Source organism: Lelliottia sp. JS-SCA-14 (assembly GCF_035593345.1).
GTDB classification, from domain to species: Bacteria; Pseudomonadota; Gammaproteobacteria; order Enterobacterales; family Enterobacteriaceae; genus Enterobacter; species Enterobacter wanjuensis.
Genome location: NZ_CP141606.1, coordinates 1244468 through 1261969, shown reverse-complemented (window position 1 = coordinate 1261969; position 17502 = coordinate 1244468). Strand labels below are relative to the sequence as shown.

26 protein-coding genes, 1 tRNA gene and 1 pseudogene are annotated in these 17502 nt (G+C 52.4%); 22 read left to right on the top strand and 6 right to left on the bottom strand.

Annotated elements, in window-relative coordinates:
* Nucleotides 1–708, top strand: coding sequence for a LexA family transcriptional regulator (locus U9O48_RS05920; protein ID WP_324723805.1), 708 nt, complete (start codon nt 1–3; stop codon nt 706–708).
* Between the two features lie 32 nt (nt 709–740).
* On the opposite strand, the gene U9O48_RS05915 is transcribed toward U9O48_RS05920, so the two are convergent.
* Complete coding sequence (locus tag U9O48_RS05915) at nt 741–947, bottom strand: hypothetical protein (RefSeq protein WP_324723804.1); 207 nt, start codon at nt 945–947, stop codon at nt 741–743.
* Nucleotides 948–1323: 376 nt separating this feature from the next.
* Here U9O48_RS05915 and U9O48_RS05910 point away from each other — a divergent pair, with 376 nt between their 5' ends.
* From U9O48_RS05910 to U9O48_RS05820, 18 genes and pseudogenes are all read left to right on the top strand, one after another.
* A complete protein-coding gene (locus U9O48_RS05910) occupies nt 1324–1578 on the top strand; it encodes a hypothetical protein (RefSeq protein ID WP_324723803.1) in 255 nt (84 codons plus the stop codon).
* Nucleotides 1579–1589: 11 nt separating this feature from the next.
* Complete coding sequence (locus tag U9O48_RS05905; protein WP_324723802.1) at nt 1590–1796, top strand: hypothetical protein; 207 nt, start codon at nt 1590–1592, stop codon at nt 1794–1796.
* A 337-nt stretch (nt 1797–2133) separates the two neighbouring features.
* Nucleotides 2134–2436, top strand: a complete 303-nt coding sequence (locus tag U9O48_RS05900; protein WP_324723801.1) for a superinfection exclusion protein — start codon at nt 2134–2136, stop codon at nt 2434–2436.
* On the top strand, nt 2433–2738 hold the full coding sequence (locus tag U9O48_RS05895; protein ID WP_324723800.1) for a hypothetical protein: 306 nt from the start codon (nt 2433–2435) through the stop codon (nt 2736–2738). The genes U9O48_RS05900 and U9O48_RS05895 overlap by 4 nt, the downstream gene beginning before the upstream one ends.
* Nucleotides 2738–3001 (top strand): hypothetical protein, encoded by a 264-nt coding sequence (locus tag U9O48_RS05890; protein ID WP_324723799.1) that lies wholly within the window; start codon nt 2738–2740, stop codon nt 2999–3001. The genes U9O48_RS05895 and U9O48_RS05890 overlap by 1 nt, the downstream gene beginning before the upstream one ends.
* 76 nt (nt 3002–3077) lie before the next feature.
* Nucleotides 3078–4082 carry a hypothetical protein gene (locus tag U9O48_RS05885; RefSeq protein WP_324723797.1) on the top strand — a complete coding sequence of 335 codons (1005 nt, stop codon included), beginning with the start codon at nt 3078–3080 and terminating at the stop codon, nt 4080–4082.
* Between the two features lie 7 nt (nt 4083–4089).
* The gene (gene gamL, locus U9O48_RS05880; protein ID WP_324723796.1) at nt 4090–4368 is read left to right on the top strand and encodes a host nuclease inhibitor GamL; all 279 of its coding nucleotides are present in this window, start codon (nt 4090–4092) and stop codon (nt 4366–4368) included.
* A gap of 9 nt (nt 4369–4377) precedes the next feature.
* Nucleotides 4378–4567, top strand: a pseudogene (locus U9O48_RS05875) (hypothetical protein).
* A gap of 5 nt (nt 4568–4572) precedes the next feature.
* A complete protein-coding gene (locus U9O48_RS05870) occupies nt 4573–4881 on the top strand; it encodes a hypothetical protein (protein WP_251844018.1) in 309 nt (102 codons plus the stop codon).
* On the top strand, nt 4878–5498 hold the full coding sequence (locus U9O48_RS05865) for a YqaJ viral recombinase family protein (protein ID WP_324723795.1): 621 nt from the start codon (nt 4878–4880) through the stop codon (nt 5496–5498). The genes U9O48_RS05870 and U9O48_RS05865 overlap by 4 nt, the downstream gene beginning before the upstream one ends.
* A gap of 18 nt (nt 5499–5516) precedes the next feature.
* Complete coding sequence (locus tag U9O48_RS05860; RefSeq protein ID WP_285158243.1) at nt 5517–5666, top strand: DUF1317 family protein; 150 nt, start codon at nt 5517–5519, stop codon at nt 5664–5666.
* 2 nt (nt 5667–5668) lie between these two features.
* Nucleotides 5669–5884 (top strand): hypothetical protein, encoded by a 216-nt coding sequence (locus U9O48_RS05855; RefSeq protein WP_324723794.1) that lies wholly within the window; start codon nt 5669–5671, stop codon nt 5882–5884.
* A 2-nt stretch (nt 5885–5886) separates the two neighbouring features.
* Nucleotides 5887–6159, top strand: coding sequence for a DUF5405 family protein (locus tag U9O48_RS05850; protein ID WP_324723793.1), 273 nt, complete (start codon nt 5887–5889; stop codon nt 6157–6159).
* Nucleotides 6160–6496: 337 nt separating this feature from the next.
* Entirely contained in the window at nt 6497–6910 is a 414-nt protein-coding gene (locus tag U9O48_RS05840; RefSeq protein WP_324724382.1) for an SAM-dependent methyltransferase, read from the top strand.
* Complete coding sequence (locus U9O48_RS05835) at nt 6888–7130, top strand: DUF4222 domain-containing protein (RefSeq protein WP_282493757.1); 243 nt, start codon at nt 6888–6890, stop codon at nt 7128–7130. The genes U9O48_RS05840 and U9O48_RS05835 overlap by 23 nt, the downstream gene beginning before the upstream one ends.
* A gap of 9 nt (nt 7131–7139) precedes the next feature.
* Nucleotides 7140–7325, top strand: a complete 186-nt coding sequence (locus tag U9O48_RS05830) for a hypothetical protein (RefSeq protein ID WP_324723792.1) — start codon at nt 7140–7142, stop codon at nt 7323–7325.
* Between the two features lie 642 nt (nt 7326–7967).
* Entirely contained in the window at nt 7968–8303 is a 336-nt protein-coding gene (locus U9O48_RS05825) for a helix-turn-helix domain-containing protein (RefSeq protein WP_324723791.1), read from the top strand.
* Complete coding sequence (locus U9O48_RS05820; RefSeq protein ID WP_324724381.1) at nt 8186–9343, top strand: site-specific integrase; 1158 nt, start codon at nt 8186–8188, stop codon at nt 9341–9343. The genes U9O48_RS05825 and U9O48_RS05820 overlap by 118 nt, the downstream gene beginning before the upstream one ends.
* A gap of 15 nt (nt 9344–9358) precedes the next feature.
* On the opposite strand, the gene U9O48_RS05815 is transcribed toward U9O48_RS05820, so the two are convergent.
* Nucleotides 9359–9435: transfer RNA gene (locus U9O48_RS05815), tRNA-Arg, on the bottom strand.
* A 285-nt stretch (nt 9436–9720) separates the two neighbouring features.
* Here U9O48_RS05815 and U9O48_RS05810 point away from each other — a divergent pair.
* The 3 genes from U9O48_RS05810 to fimZ all read left to right on the top strand — a co-directional run bounded on the left by U9O48_RS05810 (nt 9721) and on the right by fimZ (nt 12615).
* On the top strand, nt 9721–10455 hold the full coding sequence (locus U9O48_RS05810) for an EAL domain-containing protein (RefSeq protein WP_324723789.1): 735 nt from the start codon (nt 9721–9723) through the stop codon (nt 10453–10455).
* Between the two features lie 220 nt (nt 10456–10675).
* Nucleotides 10676–11185 (top strand): DNA-binding response regulator, encoded by a 510-nt coding sequence (locus U9O48_RS05805; protein WP_324723788.1) that lies wholly within the window; start codon nt 10676–10678, stop codon nt 11183–11185.
* Nucleotides 11186–11982: 797 nt separating this feature from the next.
* A complete protein-coding gene (fimZ, locus tag U9O48_RS05800; protein ID WP_324723787.1) occupies nt 11983–12615 on the top strand; it encodes a fimbria biosynthesis transcriptional regulator FimZ in 633 nt (210 codons plus the stop codon).
* Nucleotides 12616–12666: 51 nt separating this feature from the next.
* On the opposite strand, the gene sfmF is transcribed toward fimZ, so the two are convergent.
* From sfmF to fimC, 4 genes are read right to left on the bottom strand one after another with little or no spacing between them, the layout of a single operon-like run.
* Nucleotides 12667–13191, bottom strand: a complete 525-nt coding sequence (gene sfmF, locus U9O48_RS05795) for a fimbria assembly protein (RefSeq protein WP_416382172.1) — start codon at nt 13189–13191, stop codon at nt 12667–12669.
* Between the two features lie 10 nt (nt 13192–13201).
* Nucleotides 13202–14200, bottom strand: a complete 999-nt coding sequence (gene fimH / locus U9O48_RS05790; RefSeq protein WP_390888239.1) for a type 1 fimbria D-mannose specific adhesin FimH — start codon at nt 14198–14200, stop codon at nt 13202–13204.
* Between the two features lies 1 nt (nt 14201).
* Nucleotides 14202–16769 (bottom strand): fimbrial biogenesis usher protein, encoded by a 2568-nt coding sequence (locus tag U9O48_RS05785; protein ID WP_324723785.1) that lies wholly within the window; start codon nt 16767–16769, stop codon nt 14202–14204.
* Nucleotides 16770–16783: 14 nt separating this feature from the next.
* Entirely contained in the window at nt 16784–17476 is a 693-nt protein-coding gene (fimC, locus tag U9O48_RS05780) for a type 1 fimbria chaperone FimC (protein WP_282492535.1), read from the bottom strand.
* Nucleotides 17477–17502 lie beyond the last annotated feature (26 nt).

The following is a 17502-nucleotide window of genomic DNA, read 5'->3' as shown; positions in this document are numbered from 1 at the left end:
ATGAGTGGAATTGCAGAAAGAATTAGGCATTTACTTGCCAGAGAAGGAATGAAACAGAAGGATTTAGCTGAGCAGCTTTCTACTAGCGCACAGACTGTAAATAACTGGATTAAGCGCGACTCTATAAGCCGAGAGGCTGCTCAGCTAATCGCGGAGAAGTACGGTTACTCTCTTGATTGGCTTTTGAATGGCCAGGGTGAACCAAAGAAACGCAGCGATGATGGCATTCCACCAGAGTCTGAGTGGGGAAAGGTTGAATCCTGGGATGATAGCACTCCAGTAGGCGACGATGAGGTGGAAGTTCCGTTCTTCAAGGACATAGAGTTCGCATGTGGCGCTGGGCGCACTGGCGACGAAGACTATAACGGGTACAAGTTGAGATTCTCAAAATCAACACTGCGCCGCATCGGTGCCAGCACAGATGGACACAGCATAATTTGCTTCCCTGCTCGTGGTAACAGCATGGAACCAAATATCCCTGACGGTACTACCGTGGCAGTGAATACGGAAGATAAGAAAATCGTCGATGGTAAAATGTATGCGATCAGTGAAGATGGATGGAAGCGAATCAAGCTTCTATACAGAACAGGTCCTGAGACTGTCAGTATCCGCAGTTATAACTATGCAGAGCATCCGCCAGAAGAAAAACCCCTTGGCAACATAGAGGTTATAGGTCGCGTATTCTGGTGGTCCGTCTTGGACTACTAAACACCGACAAACCCGGACACCTATCCGGGTTTCTATTTACCCTTCCTGACCATTTCAGCGGCATCTCTGAGCATCCCCTTGTGGATAACATTTCCAACCGCCTTCCGTTTTCCCTGTAGCATCCCAACTATATTATCCCTGTTTATCTCAATTCCATTATAAACCAGCTCGAACACCACACACCCAACCTCGCCCGCCATAAATGCCATGCGGTCATCAGCAAGTTCATCACTTCCCATAATCATCCCCTTTGTTTTTTTCTAACTTACACCCGAACAAACAAAAAATAAATCAACATGAAAATCAACAAGAAAGCATTAAATCCACAAATTTAATCAACATGCTGTTGACCTTTAAATCCACATGATGTTTAATTAGTCCATCAGTAGGACGCACTACCGAGACATGGAACGAAGTCTCAGCTCTTTAACATTGATGGGGTTACTTCTCCCGCCCTTGTGGGAGACCAACGGAAGTTGCTTTGGGATTGGATGAATGCGAAGGCTGATTCGCTAACGCTCAGCGGTGAGCACCTAGCTTCGGGCTAGGATGGGTAGCCGCAAGCCGGAGATCAGCACCGGCCATCCAATCACCAAAGCAACCACTGGAGGATGTATGACCAATTTAATCGCAACAAACAGCGTTACACGGCGCTATCTGAAACGTGGCGAGCTGATGGCTAAACGACGCGCTGAAGCAGCTCCTGACACTTCTCAGGAAACCTCACGCAAGAAACTCAGTCGCGTAGACGTAGCTATCTCTCTCGGTAGTCTGCGTGACAGCAATACAGGCGGATCGGCTTGCTTGCCTGATGTTGGGCTCTACGCAGCTGGATATCGCAACAGCAAAGATTCGGTTACGGCACGTTAACGAGGTGAAATATGAATCAGCGATTCCTGGCATTCCTTGCAGCAAATGCAGGCATTGAGTGGAAGAGTAAATCATCCCGCAATGCCAGATTCATATGCTTCATCATCGAAATGAAGGTTCTGTATCTTGGAAATGTTGATGAGCACATAACTGAACAGGATGATTTTACCGACTTCATATGGAGTCAGGTTAACAAAGAATGTGAACAGGCTGCCTAACTGGCGGCCTTTTTATTAGCTCACGATACAAGAGGGTAAGGCGATGGAATACGAGTTGATGAGAATTGCGGAGTTTCTCAGCGAGAACTGGAGTAATTGGGAGTCGTTCTGCGAAAACAACGGTGATGATCCGCAGGAGATTTACGAAGAGATCGGTGGCGAGGAAGGTTAATCGCTCATGCAAGACGAATAGACTCGCTCCGGCGGGTTTTTTATTGCTGATACCAAAGCATCTTCACGAGGGTGCTCCGTTATCAGGGCGGCTATCCACCGCTTAAATGTCTGCATATGCAGAGTCTTTCACGTTCAGCGGCGCGGCTTAAGCGCGGAGATGATTATGAGCAAATTACGAGTTTGGCACATCCCACAAGTACCAATGAAGGCATTCGTCGTTGAAGTGCAAAGCGTCGAAGAAGGCGTTCGGTTGATGGACGCCCTGGCTGATTATGATTCCTTCCAGTACGACAACAACATCAAGCCTGATTATTGCAACGCTAACGGCCTCCAGATTTGGGATGAAAGTCTGACAGATGAAGAAATGGTAGATATGGAGCTAAGTGACCGATGGGTTGACTGGTACAGCGAATATTACGACGACCCGCGCGAATATCTTGAAAGTCTGAAACCGGAGGCCTCATGACAGTCACTCACAACGGCAAGCAGTACACCGTAACCAAAATGGCTGATGGCTACACGTGGCAGCTGGTAGAAGTCGGCAACGTTCGTCACAAGCTCAGAATGAACCGTGATCAGCTCATCAAGAATGGTCTAGGCCACATCGTTAGCCAGTGCGTCGATTCAAGAGCACTCCGCGCATCTCTGAGCAAGAAAGCCATTGCTCGCTATCTGGAAGACTCGGTGATGCTGCAACAGGCAATTGAGGCCCAGCGTAAAGCGCTTGGAGTCAGGGTAAATCGTAACTCGTTTGAAGTGAGGGTGTGATGGAAGAATTTAGAGGAACAAAAGGACCGTGGTTCGTTGCTGATGATGCGCTGGGCAACATGACGCATATAGTTTTAAGTAAGCAGTATCCATTTGAAATGATGAGCAAAGAAAATTTAGCGCTCATCACTGCTGCGCCTGAATTGCTTGAATCTCTCAAACAGTGCGTTGAATGGCTTGATATCCATGCTCCATCGGGCAGTTCGGAATCAATCTGCGTTGAAGAATCAAAAGCCGTAATCGCCAAAGCGCTCGGCAAGTAATCCCCTCCCCTACTTTCATCACTCCCTTTCCGGCTATCGCAGACGGGAAGCGCACAACCAAATTTCAGGAGAAACCATGAGCGAAGCAACAGATTTAGTCGTCATTGAGAAGTCGAACGCAATGGCGGTTTTCACCACCAAGGAACAACTCGACCCGATTATTGAGGCGATCGAGAAGGAAGCTCGCAGCCTGGTGCCGGATGTATCGACCAAGAAAGGACGCGACGCCATAGCATCAATGGCGCACAAGGTGGCACGCTCCAAGACGTACATCGACAATGCCGGTAAAGACCTTGTCGCTGAGCTTAAAGCCCTGCCAAAGCAGATTGACGAGAGCCGACGACTGGTTCGTGAGCGTCTCGACCTGCTGAAAGATGAAGTGCGCCGTCCTTTGACAGAATGGGAAGCGGAACAGGAGCGCATCGCGGCAGAGAAAGCGGCTGAAGAAGAGCGCCTTCGCATTGAAGCTGAGGAAAAGTCAGCACTCGAAGCACTGAAGAAGCAGGTAGAAGCCGATCACGAAATGGCCCTGCTGATGAATGAAGCATTCGATCGTGATGCCAAAGCTAAAGCGGAAGAAGCGGAACGCCAGCGCATTGCTCACGAAGAAGAACTGAAGCGTCAGGCAACGGAACAGGCCAAGCGTGAAGCAGAAGAGAAAGCTGAGCGTGAACGTGCTGAATCTGCTCGTCGAGAAGCTGAGCTGAGGCTGAAAGCTGAGCAAGCAGAGCGTGACCGTATCGCCGCTGAGCAGAAGGCAGAAGCCGACAAGAAAGCAGCAGCAGAACAGGCTGAGCGTGACAAACAGGCAGCCATTGCTGAAGAGCAGCGCAAGGCGCAGGAGGCCGCCGAGAAGGTGCGCCGAGAAGCTGATGCGAAAGAAGCTGCGCGACTTGCAGAAGAGAAGCGCAAAGCCGACGAGCAAGCCAAGCGTGAAGCTGACGTGAAGCATCGCAAGACGGTCGGCACCAACATCGTTAACGCGCTCACCAGCCACACCAATTTAACCCGTGAACAGGCTAAAGAAGTGCTAACTGCACTGAAGGACGACCTGATCCCCTGCGCGAAAATTCATTACTGAGGCAACCATGAACGCATACCGAGCTTACGACAGCATCGAGAATCGGCGCTGGGCATCTCAGCAGCTTGTCGATGAGAAAGATAAGTGGATTGACGATCGGGCGAAGGAGTTGATCGATATGTTCCCGAAAACTCCAATCATGAACCGGTCGTTATTCCTGCCAGAAGAAGCCTGTTATGCGCTTATGGGTGATAAGGCTCAAGAGGCATACAACGATTTCATTTCCACATGCGCTTACGCCCGGGCCGAAGAGGAATGGGAGCGCAAAGCGCCCTGCCCGTTTTAAAGGTGACTTATGACTAACTCAAAAACTCATTACCGAAAAGCATTCGACTCCCCTTACCTGAGCAGCGCCGACATTGTTGAGCCAACTGTTCTGACTATCTCCCGCGCCGTGCTCGAAAATGATAAGACCAAAAAATCAAAAGACGTTTTCAACACGGCGTATTTCGAAGAGCGTGAGTTGCGGCCTGGCGAAAAGCTGAAGCCGATGATTCTCAACGCGACCAACAGCAAGATGCTGAAGGGCATTACCGGTTCGCCATTCCTTGAGGATTGGGTAGGCGTAAAAGTTACGGTGTTCGTGGATAAAAACGTTCGCTTTGGCAAGGAGTCGGTGGAGGGACTCCGGATTAGCCCGGCGCGGGTAACGAAGCCGTCTTTGACGCCAGACAAAACTCAGGCATGGAATAACGCCAAGGCAGCGTTTAAGCGTGACGGCAGTCTGGATGCCGTGATGTCGAGAATGGATATCTCTGAAGCCCACAGGCAGCAGCTTATTCAGGAGTGCTCACAATGATTTGGCATGACGTTGAGCAGAATGGCGAGGAGTGGGATGCGCTGAGGCTAGGGAAGGCCACAGCGTCGAACTACGGAATCATCATGGCTAATGATGGTAAAGCGTTTGGCGACCCGGCAAAGCGCTACGCACTTCAACTTGCGCTTGAGCAGATTAAGGGATGCAAATCTGAATTCAGCTTCTCCAATGAGCACATGGAGCGCGGACACGAGCAGGAGCCTATAGCAAGGATGCTATACGAGGAAATGAACTTCGTCGATGTGGATAACGGAGGATTCTTTGACCATGAAACGTATGGTGATAGCCCGGACGGCCTGGTAGGCAATGACGGCGTAATCGAAATCAAATCGGTCATTGCAGCAACTCACTACTCTACCCTCACACGCGGCTCGTTCGACCCTGCGTATAAATGGCAGCTCATAGGCCATCTGGATTGCTCCGGGCGCGACTGGGTAGACTTCATCAGTTACTGCTCAGACTTCCCGGACGGAAGGCAGTTGATTGTTTACCGCCTCAACACTAATGAATGTGCCGATGAAATTGAGCGCCTGAGAGCGCGTCGGTCTGACTTCATCAAGCTGGTAGCTGAAACAAAGATTCGAATCCTGGAATCGTAATCACCCGGAGCAATGGCGATGAAACACGTACACGACAAAATCCGTGTCGGACGGATAACTCTTGTCTATTCCGTCATCCAAAGAGGCTGGGTATATCCCGGTCTCTCTGTTATCAGAAACCCTCTCAAGGCCCAGCGCATTGCAGAAGAGATGAACGCTAAGGGGTAGGTATGACCGAAGAGCAAAACAACGCATTACGTGCGACTGCCCGGCGATGCAATGAAGAACTAAAGGCAGCCATGGCGCAGAAGCCAAAGCCGAAGTTTGACGCCGTAAGTCGACCGTTACTGGCTAAGCACTTCGAGAAGATAAAGGGACTTGGTGTCCCTTTTTTATTGTTCGTCTACACCATTGGGCGCATCAATGGGCAATTTCGGGAGCACTGATTATGAGCGAAAAATTACGCATTGAACTTGGCGAAAAATACGTCGTCACCGGGTCGGCATTCGACCTCATCCTGAGCGAGAAGAAGATTGGCAAGGAAGGTAAAGCAGCCGGTCAGGAAGTTCTTTCTCGTGTTGGATACTTCAGCAAGTTTGAGCAACTGGTGCGCGAACTTATGCACAAAGAGATTCTCGAATCCGAAGCGCAAACACTCACGGAATTACGCGACCACATTCAACTGCTCAGCGAAAGGATGGGTAAGGCGGTCGGGTTATGAAAATTCAGAAAATGGATGTCCTAGCTTTCACTCTGACAGAGGTAGAACGATTAGATCCTGTAAGGGTAATGATTGAAAACTACGAACCAGGAAAGGGAAGAATAACAATCACCTGCCACGGAAAAGCGTGGACAGGAGCATGGTTTGCGATGGGCGGCGACTCCGTTCAGGATTTCATTAAGCGAGTCAGCAACGAGTACCTGATAGGCTACTTCGATCCGCAACTGCAAAGTACAGTTGATGATGACAATGACGCCAACCTAGCTTTCGTTAAGGGTGAGATTATCAAACTGCGTCGGAGGGAGGAAGTCGACGGAAGTGAAGCCCGTGCAGTGATATACGCGCCGAGGAGCACACACTTTGTGATGGTCGACAGTTGGTTATCAGTCCGGACCTTATTGCAGATTTTCGCGCCCTTCCCTTTGCCGATAACACTTTCCCTGTCGTCGTATTCGATCCGCCGCATCTCGAGCGCGTCGGCGATAACGCATGGATGGGTAAAAAGTACGGGCGACTCAACAAAGAAACATGGCGAGAAGATTTGCGTGCCGGCTTTGCTGAAGCATTCAGGGTGTTGTGGCCACACGGCGTTCTCATCTTCAAATGGAACGAAACGCAGATACCAGTCAGCCAAATTCTGGCTCTTACTGATGAGAAACCAATCATCGGACAGAGAACGGGCAAGTCAGACAAAACCCATTGGGTGATATTCGTTAAAGGTGAATCCAATGTTCAGGATAATCCAGCCTAACTCATTCTACGTAGATACCAACGGATCCCTCTGCAAAATCCTCCGCACCAAATCCGACACAGTCCACTATCAGCGAAACGGTCATAACTGCATAGCCAGCATGATGCGGTTTCAGCATGATTTTGAGTATGTCGATGGTGCGGAGTTAAAGCAGATATGGGACGACATCGAAACGGCAGCACATATTAAATCGCTACGTGCAATGCAGCGCGTGGCATGAGGAGAGATTATGGGGAAGATGACATTCGTATTTGAGTTCGAGGACGGTAAAGAGCCGCCAGTCAACGCAGGAATGGAGTTTATGGGTGGGAAGATTGTAGCGGCGGCTTTCAGCGACGCTTTAGAAGAGTCTGACGTATGTAATGAACCCACCCCTGACCTTGATTATCTGGAGAAAATACGCAACCGGTTATGACGCAACTTATAGCCGGTCCCAGTGAGCTGGCTATTGGGTGCGAAAGCGCCGCCTCGAAATCCCTATTTAGCCCGGACAAGTGCCGGGCATTTTTTGGGAGTTAATCATGCAATCGAATCCCATCATCTGGACCGTCATTGCTCTCAATGCTCTGGCGGCCTTTATCTCATTTCTACAAGAACCGGCAGGTGTGCAATGGCTAAGTATGCTGTGGGCGCGTTAGTCCAGCTTAAGAACGGCGGAATACATGGATACGTTGAGAGCCAGATCGAACCAGATAGCGAGCATCCGAAATACTGGTGCCGATGGGATTCAGGAAGCTACCAGGTGCACAACGAAAACGAACTACGGGCTGCCACTGTAGACGGCCCGCAACTGTATAAGAGAATGGATTAGGAGAAGGTATGAGCGTCGATGAAGATACAGCGGCAGAGATGCAGATGGCGCTAGTCAGGATATGCAGAAATGAAAGGAACTCCACAGGCGTATGGTCTCAAATGAGAATCCACTTTCATGAATTCACGATAGAGGAGATTAAAGAGGCTGTCCGCCCCGCTATCGTTCGAATGATGAAATCACTTCAATAATCATCCGCATCGACTAGCCGCCTGAGGGCGGTTTTTTATTGCCTGGAGATAACCAATGGTTTCAGCAAAGCCAATCACCGCGCAACAGGCGGCGGAACTCCTGATCGTCTCACCCAGAACCATATACCGGCTTATCGACTCTGGCGAACTTGCCGGTAAAAAGGTGGGCAACAAATATCGGACTACCGATGCAGCCTGTATTGCGTATTTAAATGACCCGCGCGATCCTGTTGTCGCGAGCGCGGGTGAGCATAAAGGAGAGAATTTATGTCAATCACCCTCAGAGGCGGAGTATGGCACTGTCATTTCGTTACGCCGTCAGGGCAAAGAATTAGAAGGTCTCTTGGCACGGGGGACAAGAAACAAGCACAGGAATTGCACGACCGGCTGAAGTCGGAAGCGTGGCGGGTAGATAAGATTGGAGAGTTGCCGACAAGGACGTTTGAGGAGTGTTGCATCCGGTGGATTCGCGAAAAGGACCATAAGCGATCGCTGGATGACGACAGAACAAAGATTGAGTATTTCCTGCGGCACTTTACCGGTCGGGATGTTTCGACCATCACGGCTGAGCAGGTTCATGACGCTGTTTCGAAAATGGTGAATCGTAAGCATATCCAGATATGGGAGTCGCGCAGGGATGCGGCTATTCGCCGCGGGAAGGAGCCTCCGGCATATGCAGACAAACCGGTAAGTCAGGCAACAAAGAGCCAGCATCTGTCATTCATGCGGTCGTTGTTAAAGGCGGCTGCCGATGACTGGGGCTGGATAAAGTCGGCACCGGCTATCAAAACCAGGAAGCCGGTAAGCAAGCGGATCCGGTGGCTGACCAGGGATGAGGCCGAACGGTTGATCGAGTGCATGCCAAAGAGCATTAAGCCAGTGGTTATATTCGCACTGGCTACCGGCCTGCGCCGCTCCAACATCATTGATCTGGAGTGGCAGCAGGTCGATATGCAGAGAAAGGTTGCATGGGTAAATCCAGAGAACGCAAAAGCGGGCAAGGCTATCGGCGTCGCTCTGAATGATACCGCATGCAGGGTGTTAAGGGATCAGATAGGGAAGAGTTCACGATGGGTATTTGCTCACACTAAGGCCGCCACACGTCCTGATGGAACTCAGACGCCAGCAGTGAGGAAAATGCGTGTCGATGACAACAGCGCGTGGAAGATTGGCCTGGCAAAAGCAGGTATTCAGGATTTCAGATTTCACGATCTGAGACACACCTGGGCAAGCTGGTTAATTCAGTCTGGAGTGCCTTTATCGGTTCTGCAGGAAATGGGCGGCTGGGAGAGTATCGAAATGGTGCGTAGATATGCTCACCTTGCGCCGAACCATTTAACGGAACACGCGAGGAAAATTGATGCCATTTTTGGCAACCATGACACAGATATGACACAAGGGGGAAATCAGGCGGGATTGAAACTGGCGTAAATCACTGTTTCTTAATGGTACGCCCTGTAGGATTCGAACCTACGACCTACGGCTTAGAAGGCCGTTGCTCTATCCAACTGAGCTAAGGGCGCACTGAGAGAAGTGCACTTGCGGTGTGAAACGCCTGGAATTATACGGTCAATGGCAAGTGAGTCAATGCCTTTTAGCGCGATCGCCTGGCTTCTCACCTAAGCCGCCTCAATCCCCCATTAATACGCCTGTTTTTTCTCCATTCCTCTCATATTTCTGCCACTTGCCCGCGCTGCGAAAAGCCTTAACCCTCTTTAAGTAACGCCTGCTATTTTCAGAAGACAATCACCGTCACACTCGTCAGCGGTATCCCGGCACCAGGAGCCGGAAGATAACAGGACAGTGTTGTGACCGCCTCAGCCCCCCGTTTTCCTTCTGATCCGTCAGAAAGCCGCATTCCTCCGCTAAAAGGCGTCTCGCCAGAGATTGTCGGCATCAAACTCGAACCCATTGTGGCCCTCTCCTCTTCCCGCGTCGTCGGTATGGAGCTCCTCAGCCAGCTCGCTTCGCCCGAACAAAGCGAAACATTTTTCCAGCATCAGTCGGTGAAACAGTGCATTAGGTTACTGGAAGTGCAGCTCGCGGCTCTCAAAAACACAGGTTACGCTAATCATCTTTTTATCAACCTGCCGATAACCGTATTTATAGAGCCGGATTATTTCGCCCGGATCCTGCCGCTGCTTAACGCCGGACAGAACATTGAAATCGTCGAACCGGGTCTGTTCTTCCAGCTGCCTGCGGAGTTACGCGAACGGGTGACACGACACTGGGGGATGTTAGCCGATCGAGGCTGTCGGATTTGGCTGGACGACGTGAACACCGCCTCCCTCAGCCCATTTTTGTCTCGGCAATTGCCGTTATGCGGCGTCAAGATCGATAAGATGGCGTTCTGGCGTAAAAGATCAACGCCCGCGCTGGCTGAGCTGGTGAATCTTTGCGCGCAGGTGGCGAACAATGTGTTGATTGAAGGCATCGAGTCAAAAAGGGATCGGGAATACGCGCTGCAGGCAGGGGCGGAATTCGGTCAGGGATATTACTGGCCCTCTGTAGGCTGGTCTGAGGAGAAAAAGAGATTAGCCTGAGAGAGAATCAATGCGCATGACCGTACGCCGCTACCGGCGTCGTCGAAAAGGGAGCGATTCGCTGGGTTTTTCCGATGTCCGTTCCCGCGCCCCTTTTTTTGACCGTCTTGTATACCTGAGTCAATCCATCAATCAGACACGCAGACCCGACGCACCCTTTATGCTCCTCGTCACGCACGATCAATTCCTGCAGACGGGAATTCAGTGCGGCCCTGCCCCTATGAAACATTGCTGCGGATACGACACCCTGGAATCAGCCTTCAGCGCGCTGGAGAACTGGCCGTCGGCAAGGCTGGTCGTCGACATTGAAAGCCGGACGCTGCCGCTATTAGAGATGCTCGATGCCCTGCGCCGCATCATCTTGTACCCGCCGTTTACCGCCGTCAGTCTGCTGGTTCGCGCCGATGACTACGACGCCCGAATCATGTGTAAAACCAGCGGCCCTTTCGAGGTGCTGGAGCGGCAGCTGCCTGCTCAGGCCCTGCAGCACGCACTGGCAACCACCCTTCCCCCGGTTAACCATCGCAGCGTCTATTTTTCGCGTGAAGAGTGGACCATCCTGCAATTTTTATCTCAGGGCGAGTCGCTACGAAATATCGCCCTCTTCCACCAGCGCCCCTATAGCCGCATTGTTTATCGTCTTGGGCGGATCCTGAGTAAACTGGGATTACATCACCGTCAGGAATTACTGCATCTTCTGCATCGCCTCGCCGTATCCCCGTCTTATTAACCCCTTAATTCCTAAAGAACTTTAGGAAATTACTTACGCAAAGCATTAAAAACATGTTTCATTTTAACATTCTGTTAAAGATTACAACTATTCCTAATCCCGCCTTTCTCTCAATGCAAATCTCTGACTAACGCAGGTAATCCAGGATTTTCATCCAGAAGTTAAGATTTAATTTAATCCGTTAAGAAGATGATAAGGATGTAAAGACGTGAGTATTCAAGGACTCGCTAAAACGGGCGCTCCCTGGTGGCAGGAGATCCTGCTGCAGTCTGAGGGAATTTTTGCTGAAAGGTGCACAGCACTTTCAAATGAAGGTCTCACACGCAGTGAGGAAAGATTTTTTCCGACTTTGTGGCCCAGGAATTTCCGCTGAAAGCGCTTAAAATAGCAACATTATATTAACATTGAGGGGATTCTATTATTTTTTGCAATTACATAAATAGGATAATCTATGTTAAGAGCAATAACTGGTTATTTAGCCCAAATTTAAAATCATCGCTTTCCGTCCTCAGAAGATCATATTAAGAAACACTCCGCAGTTAATTTACAGGCTTTTCGGAGAAAACTTACACGGTATAATAAGCATGTTCTCAATGAGAATAAGAAATACCTTTACTCATCAAAGAAATTTAAATTTGGCAGACAGGCCGAATCAATTTTCATCACAACGTAAACAAGGATGCTTTCGCTTTTTCCAGGGAAATACCCCGTATAAGGATCTGCAGAATTATCCTTCCGGCATACCAGGCGCCTTTGTACCGATCTCAATTGCGCTTTCACAACCTGAGGCATAAAAAATGAAACCGGCATCCGTTATCATTATTGACGAGCACCCGATCGTCAGAATGTCAATCGAAGTTCTGCTCCAGAAAAATAAGAACATTGAGATTAAACTCAAATCCGGTGACAGCCACGAAGCGCTGGACTACATCCGCAATCACCCTATCGATCTGGTGATCCTCGACATCGAACTACCGGGCACGGATGGATTCTCTTTACTCAAGAGAATCAAAAACTTAAACGAGAATATTAAAATCCTGTTCTTGTCCTCAAAATCAGAATCATTTTACGCCGGGCGCGCCATGCGTGCGGGTGCAAATGGATTTGTAAGCAAACGAAAGGATTTGGGAGATATCTATAACGCGGTGGAGATGCTACTGGCGGGGTATTCTTTCTTCCCCTATGAAACCCTGAGTTTTATAAACCATCAGGGCTCACACCGGGGAGCGATAAATGACATGCCATTATCTAACCGGGAAGTCACCGTCTTACGTTTTCTGGCTAATGGATTATCCAACAAGGAAATCGCCCAGCAATTACTGCTTAGCAACAAAACAATTAGCGCACACAAGTCAAACATCTATTCGAAATTAGGTGTGCAGACTATCGTTGAGCTTATTGATTATGCCAAAGCCCACGAGCTGTTATAATCTGAAAGCACTCCCTGCCGCTCAGGCGAGTTTCAGGGAGTGCAGTTAGTCTTAATTATAGTTAATCATAAAGGTCGCATCCGCATCGGCACGACCTGGCTGTGGATTATTGGCTGTGGCAATGTAATTCGCATAAAAGTCCAGAACGGCATTACCCTGCGCGTCTACCACCACGTCCTGACTCGCCTGCTGGAGCGGCAGACGCGTTTTATCCCGGTCGCGGATCTCCACCGCCACATTGCTCGCCTGGCTGGCATCATTGAGCGCCAGCAGCTCCGGGTCCTGCGGATCCGTCTTTCCCGAAAAAGTAATCGACGCCGCCCCCGGCGGGCATCCCGTCAGCTTTAAGGTGAAGGGCATCGCCTGCGTACGGCTGCCGGTGGTACTCAGCTGTTTTGTCGGCCAGGTGCCCAGCGTCACTGATTTGTCGCTGTCGCTCCCTTCCGCCACGCAGGTGAAATCCACAATGTTGCCGTACAGCTCAATGTTGATCTCCCCGAGCGGGGTATCCGCCAGCGCGCTGCCCGATGTCATACCCGCAAGCGCCATTGCGGCGAGTAAAAACCGTCTCTTCATCGCCCTCTCCTTAGTCGTAATCCACGCGCAGATAGCCGCGGGAAGTGAAGCGCCCTTCGCTCGGTTTGTTCCCGGTGATACTCACCGGCCAGGCGCTGATGCCGACCACCGCCGAGGCATTGTTATCCAGGCGGAATGGGATCTTGCTGGCGAGGTTGTTTGGCGTGAGCGGCGTGCCGCTGGTCGTGGCGACGATAAACCCTAAATCCGGGTTATCGGAAACCAGTGCGTTTCCGGACACTTTTTCCGCCTCGACGCGCATCGTGAGATAGGCATTCGCTTCCACGTTGGTGCACTTGATGGCAACGGTCTGGGTTTTCGGGTTGATCCCCTGCGGGCGATTCCCGGCCCCGGCCTGGCTGAACAGCGACGCGCCGATATCACCAAAATCAAACTCCACCACTTTCCCGGCGTTAATCGCGCAGCTCTGCGGCACCTGGATGGTGCCGCTGTAGCTAATGGTGTAAACCGGCGTGGTGAGCGGGTCCGACGAGGTGGTGGTGACGTACACGCGGAACATCACCTGACGCGGGATCACCACCATATTGATAAACCGTCGTGTCACCTTGAGGCGAAATACCAGATTCGAGTCATTCACCGGGAACGGCTGATGTTTAGACACGTTCGGGTGGCTGCCCATCTGAATGAAGTTTTGCGGCGGATAAAACACCCCGGCATAGCTGTCGGTGATCTTCATCGCCCCATCAAGATAATCATTCAGCTTCAGGTACTTGTAGCCGTCAATGGTGCTGGTGATCGGGAAATCGGTGACGTAACTACGTTTGGTGGTATTGCCCGAGGTGCCCGAAGGACACACCGCGTTAACCCCCACCCACTGTGATTTTTCAGCCAGGGTGACGATCTGCCCGACCTGGTTGTTGGAGCTGTTAAAGGTGTTCGTTAAATCGTAAGAGATATCAGTGGGGACACCGTTTTGGTTGGCGCAGACCGTAGCCAGCGCCTGCGTGGCAGGAAACCAGGGCAGCAGCGCCGCCATCAGGTATCTCATCTTAATCACAGCGGATCTCCTTCATCGTGATCGCCTGTTGCAGGCTCTTTTCTGGCAGGTCATAGGACGCGCGGCACTGGGCGTTCGCGCCATTGCCCCACTGCACCAGTAACTCTCCGCGCAGCGGCAACCCGCTGAGATAGGCCTGCCCGTCATCGCCCACCATGCTGGTGACGCCGCTTTCGGTTTCGCGGACCACGGCCCCGAATGGCACCGGCTGATTGCCCCGCATCAGGGTCAGCAGGGCACGCACGCCAATGCGCGTGTCAAAGCTCGCGCGAACCAGCGCCCCGTTAGTCGGCACCACGCTGCTGACGTTGTTTTCGATATCGGTATTGTTGTTCATGGTATTGGTGTCCAGCGCCACGCGGTTGTAGCGATAGACCGTGGCGTAAGGCATCACGGCATAACCGCGCCAGTCGGTTTTCACCCCGGTCTGGTTTTCGATGTTCACCCCGGATGCGCCCGGCGCTTTAATCAGCACGTTGGTATCGCCCAGCGGCTGGCTGAACGTCACGCCGTCCGCGTGGCCCACCACGCCGCCGGACATCTGCCAGTTCAGGTCATGCTGGTCGCGGGAATAGTTATACCCGGCCCCGAAGGTGCCGTAGGTCGCCTGCCAGTTAGCGCTGGCGCTCCCGCTTGCCCCGTTGGTGCTGGTGTGTCCCTGGCTGACGCTGTAGGTCAGGTTTCGGTCTTCCAGCAAGGTGCCGCTGACCCCGGTCTGCCAGCTGGTATCGCCATCGCTGTTGCGACTGGCGGAGGCCGTGGCGTAGGCGCGGTCGATGGCGCTGTCGCGACGGAAACCGTGGCGGGTAAAGAGGCTGAACGGCACAGAGACGTTAAACGAGGCCAGCTTGTCGGTGCCGCCGATGCCCACCGCCTGGTTCCACGACCAGGAGACGGAATAGCTCACGCCCTGCCAGCCTCCGGCGTAACCCAGCTGATACCAGGTGCTGGAATCGCTGGTTCCCCAGTAGGTCTGCTCGCTGCCGGAGACGTAGAGCGAACCGTAATCCCCAAGCGACTGGGAGATGTTCACCTGGAAGCGCCCTTTTTTGTTCCACGTCAGGTTGTGATAGCTCTGCACGTCCGACGTACCGTCGTCGTTCTTGTCGTCGCTATACTGGTAGCCCTCCATGGTTTTCCACGCCACGTCATCGAGGGTGTAAAACCCTTTCGTCGAATAGCGATAGCCAAGGAGCTGGAAGTTGGTGCCGAAACCGTTGAGTGATTTGGCGTACAGGAAACGCAGGGATTGCCCTTCGTGACGGCTGTCATCGGCCAGTTGGCTGCGAGCCTGGGTGAGATCGAGGGAGACCGCCCCCCAGTCACCGAGGTTTTTCCCCGCACCGAGCGCGATAGAGGTATAGCGCGAAGCGAGCTGGGTACCGCCATACAGCGTGTACCCGTTGCCCAGGCCCGCAATCATCGTTCCCTGGGTGAAGAACGGCGTGTCCTGATCGTCGTTGCCGCTGCGGTAATCCCCGGCGACCAGATCGTATTTCAGACGGCCTTCACGCTGTAACAGCGGCACGGTGGAGTACGGCACGGTGTAGTGCTGCGGATTGCCGTCTTTCTCTTCCACGGTCACATCAAGGTCACCGCTCGACGAGGTCGGGTTCAGATCGCTGATGGCAAACGCCCCGGCCTGAACGTAGCTCTGGTAGATGACATAGCCGTTCTGGCGAATCACCACTTTCGCTGGCGTGCGGGCGATCCCGCGTACGGTCGGCGCGTAGCCCTGCATGCTGTCCGGATACATACTGTCGGACGAATACATGCGCAGACCGCGAAAACCGAGGCTGTCGAACACATCGTTGCCGGTATTGCTGTCACCGAGCACCAGCTCGCTTTTCAGCGGGATCACCGTGCGCTGCGCGGAGGTGCTGATATTCTGCCACTCGTTCTGGCTTTGGCCGTTGCTTTGCGAGTAACGCCACGCGCCGTTATTGCGCAGACGCCACGGGCCATAGTTCAGGCCGCTTTGCAGGTTCAGATAGTAGCTGTTGTCATCGTCATTGCCCCGGTTGCCGGAAAAGCTGTAGTTGAGCAACAGGGCCGGGATCCCCTCGTCCCACTGGTCTGGCGGAATGTAGCCACGCGCGCTGTTCTGCATCGCCACCTGCGGCAGGTTGACGTTAAGGCGCAGGGAGGCAAAGTTGAACGCGATTTCGGTGCCGGGGATCGCCGTCGTCAGCGGAATGCAGGACTCTCCGGTGGCCTTCGTCAAGTCCGGAAACGCACTAATGTTGACGCCAAAGCGGTCGAGCATCGCGCGCGTGATACACGGCGACAGCCCGCCAGCGACGGGCGGGGTCTCTTCTGCAGCCGTCTCAAAGCGGACATCCTGAGCGCCGAGAAACTCATCGTTACGCCAGATATCCACGCGATAGGTGCCAGGTGCCTGCTGATGCCCCTGCTCAAAGCGTGATAAATCCGCCACGCCTGCCGTGTCTTCCGACAAAAACGCGGGGTTGAAATAGCTCTGCGCCCACACCATCGCCGGACAGAGCACCGTCATCACTGCGAGCGCACACGGGCGGAAGCGCCATCGTGGATTATTCATCACTCTGACTCGGCTCAAAGACTGACGCGACGCGCAGGAGTGATAGCGCCGTAGTCATTCACGCTCTGCCAGGACAGCGCACCGCTGGCCCCCGTCGGCAGGGTCTGCTGCGCGGAGTTCTTCGGCGCAATCATGATATTTTCCAGCTTCTGCCCGCCCAGATACAGGTTCACCAGCGTCACGTAATAGGGCGAGGCGTTGCTGACTTTCAGGTGGTTTCCCGCCCGCTCAAAACGGAGCTGGGACAGCGCCTCTTCGGGCGGCATCGCCAGGTTTTTCGGTCGCACAAAGAGTTTGATGCGCGACAGGATCGCCAGCTGCAGCACGTTTTTCCCTTCCAGATTGTCTTTGTTGACGGAGGGAATGGCTTTGACGTTCATGTAGAAAAGGGATTCGCGATCGGCAGGCAGCTGCGGACCGGCGTAGATAATACGCAGCGTGTTTTCGCTGTCCGGCTCGCTGACAAACAGCGGCGGCGTCACCGCAAAGGTTTTTTCTTTTTGGCCGCGGTCATTTTCGATCCACGCGTTGACTAAATAGCGCTCTTGTTTATTGCTGTTCGTAATGGCGAGCGAAGTCTGTTTAGCCTCCGCCGGATAAATAACCCGCGTGGCCCCCAGGGCAATCCCTCCGGATGCCTGAACGGGCAGAGAAATCATCATTAAAATAAACGAAACAATCAGTCCTGGTTTTATTAGAGTGTTCATCACAACTATACCTTTACTATTAAGTT

Coding starts and splice junctions, on each gene's coding strand:
- U9O48_RS05920 (WP_324723805.1), top strand. CDS start 1: ATGAGTGGAATTGCAGAAAGAATTAGGCATTTACTTGCCAGAGAAGGA.
- U9O48_RS05915 (WP_324723804.1), bottom strand. CDS start 947: ATGGGAAGTGATGAACTTGCTGATGACCGCATGGCATTTATGGCGGGC.
- U9O48_RS05910 (WP_324723803.1), top strand. CDS start 1,324: ATGACCAATTTAATCGCAACAAACAGCGTTACACGGCGCTATCTGAAA.
- U9O48_RS05905 (WP_324723802.1), top strand. CDS start 1,590: ATGAATCAGCGATTCCTGGCATTCCTTGCAGCAAATGCAGGCATTGAG.
- U9O48_RS05900 (WP_324723801.1), top strand. CDS start 2,134: ATGAGCAAATTACGAGTTTGGCACATCCCACAAGTACCAATGAAGGCA.
- U9O48_RS05895 (WP_324723800.1), top strand. CDS start 2,433: ATGACAGTCACTCACAACGGCAAGCAGTACACCGTAACCAAAATGGCT.
- U9O48_RS05890 (WP_324723799.1), top strand. CDS start 2,738: ATGGAAGAATTTAGAGGAACAAAAGGACCGTGGTTCGTTGCTGATGAT.
- U9O48_RS05885 (WP_324723797.1), top strand. CDS start 3,078: ATGAGCGAAGCAACAGATTTAGTCGTCATTGAGAAGTCGAACGCAATG.
- gamL (WP_324723796.1), top strand. CDS start 4,090: ATGAACGCATACCGAGCTTACGACAGCATCGAGAATCGGCGCTGGGCA.
- U9O48_RS05870 (WP_251844018.1), top strand. CDS start 4,573: ATGATTCTCAACGCGACCAACAGCAAGATGCTGAAGGGCATTACCGGT.
- U9O48_RS05865 (WP_324723795.1), top strand. CDS start 4,878: ATGATTTGGCATGACGTTGAGCAGAATGGCGAGGAGTGGGATGCGCTG.
- U9O48_RS05860 (WP_285158243.1), top strand. CDS start 5,517: ATGAAACACGTACACGACAAAATCCGTGTCGGACGGATAACTCTTGTC.
- U9O48_RS05855 (WP_324723794.1), top strand. CDS start 5,669: ATGACCGAAGAGCAAAACAACGCATTACGTGCGACTGCCCGGCGATGC.
- U9O48_RS05850 (WP_324723793.1), top strand. CDS start 5,887: ATGAGCGAAAAATTACGCATTGAACTTGGCGAAAAATACGTCGTCACC.
- U9O48_RS05835 (WP_282493757.1), top strand. CDS start 6,888: ATGTTCAGGATAATCCAGCCTAACTCATTCTACGTAGATACCAACGGA.
- U9O48_RS05830 (WP_324723792.1), top strand. CDS start 7,140: ATGGGGAAGATGACATTCGTATTTGAGTTCGAGGACGGTAAAGAGCCG.
- U9O48_RS05825 (WP_324723791.1), top strand. CDS start 7,968: ATGGTTTCAGCAAAGCCAATCACCGCGCAACAGGCGGCGGAACTCCTG.
- U9O48_RS05805 (WP_324723788.1), top strand. CDS start 10,676: ATGAAACATTGCTGCGGATACGACACCCTGGAATCAGCCTTCAGCGCG.
- fimZ (WP_324723787.1), top strand. CDS start 11,983: ATGAAACCGGCATCCGTTATCATTATTGACGAGCACCCGATCGTCAGA.
- sfmF (WP_416382172.1), bottom strand. CDS start 13,191: ATGAAGAGACGGTTTTTACTCGCCGCAATGGCGCTTGCGGGTATGACA.
- fimH (WP_390888239.1), bottom strand. CDS start 14,200: ATGAGATACCTGATGGCGGCGCTGCTGCCCTGGTTTCCTGCCACGCAG.
- U9O48_RS05785 (WP_324723785.1), bottom strand. CDS start 16,769: ATGAATAATCCACGATGGCGCTTCCGCCCGTGTGCGCTCGCAGTGATG.
- fimC (WP_282492535.1), bottom strand. CDS start 17,476: ATGAACACTCTAATAAAACCAGGACTGATTGTTTCGTTTATTTTAATG.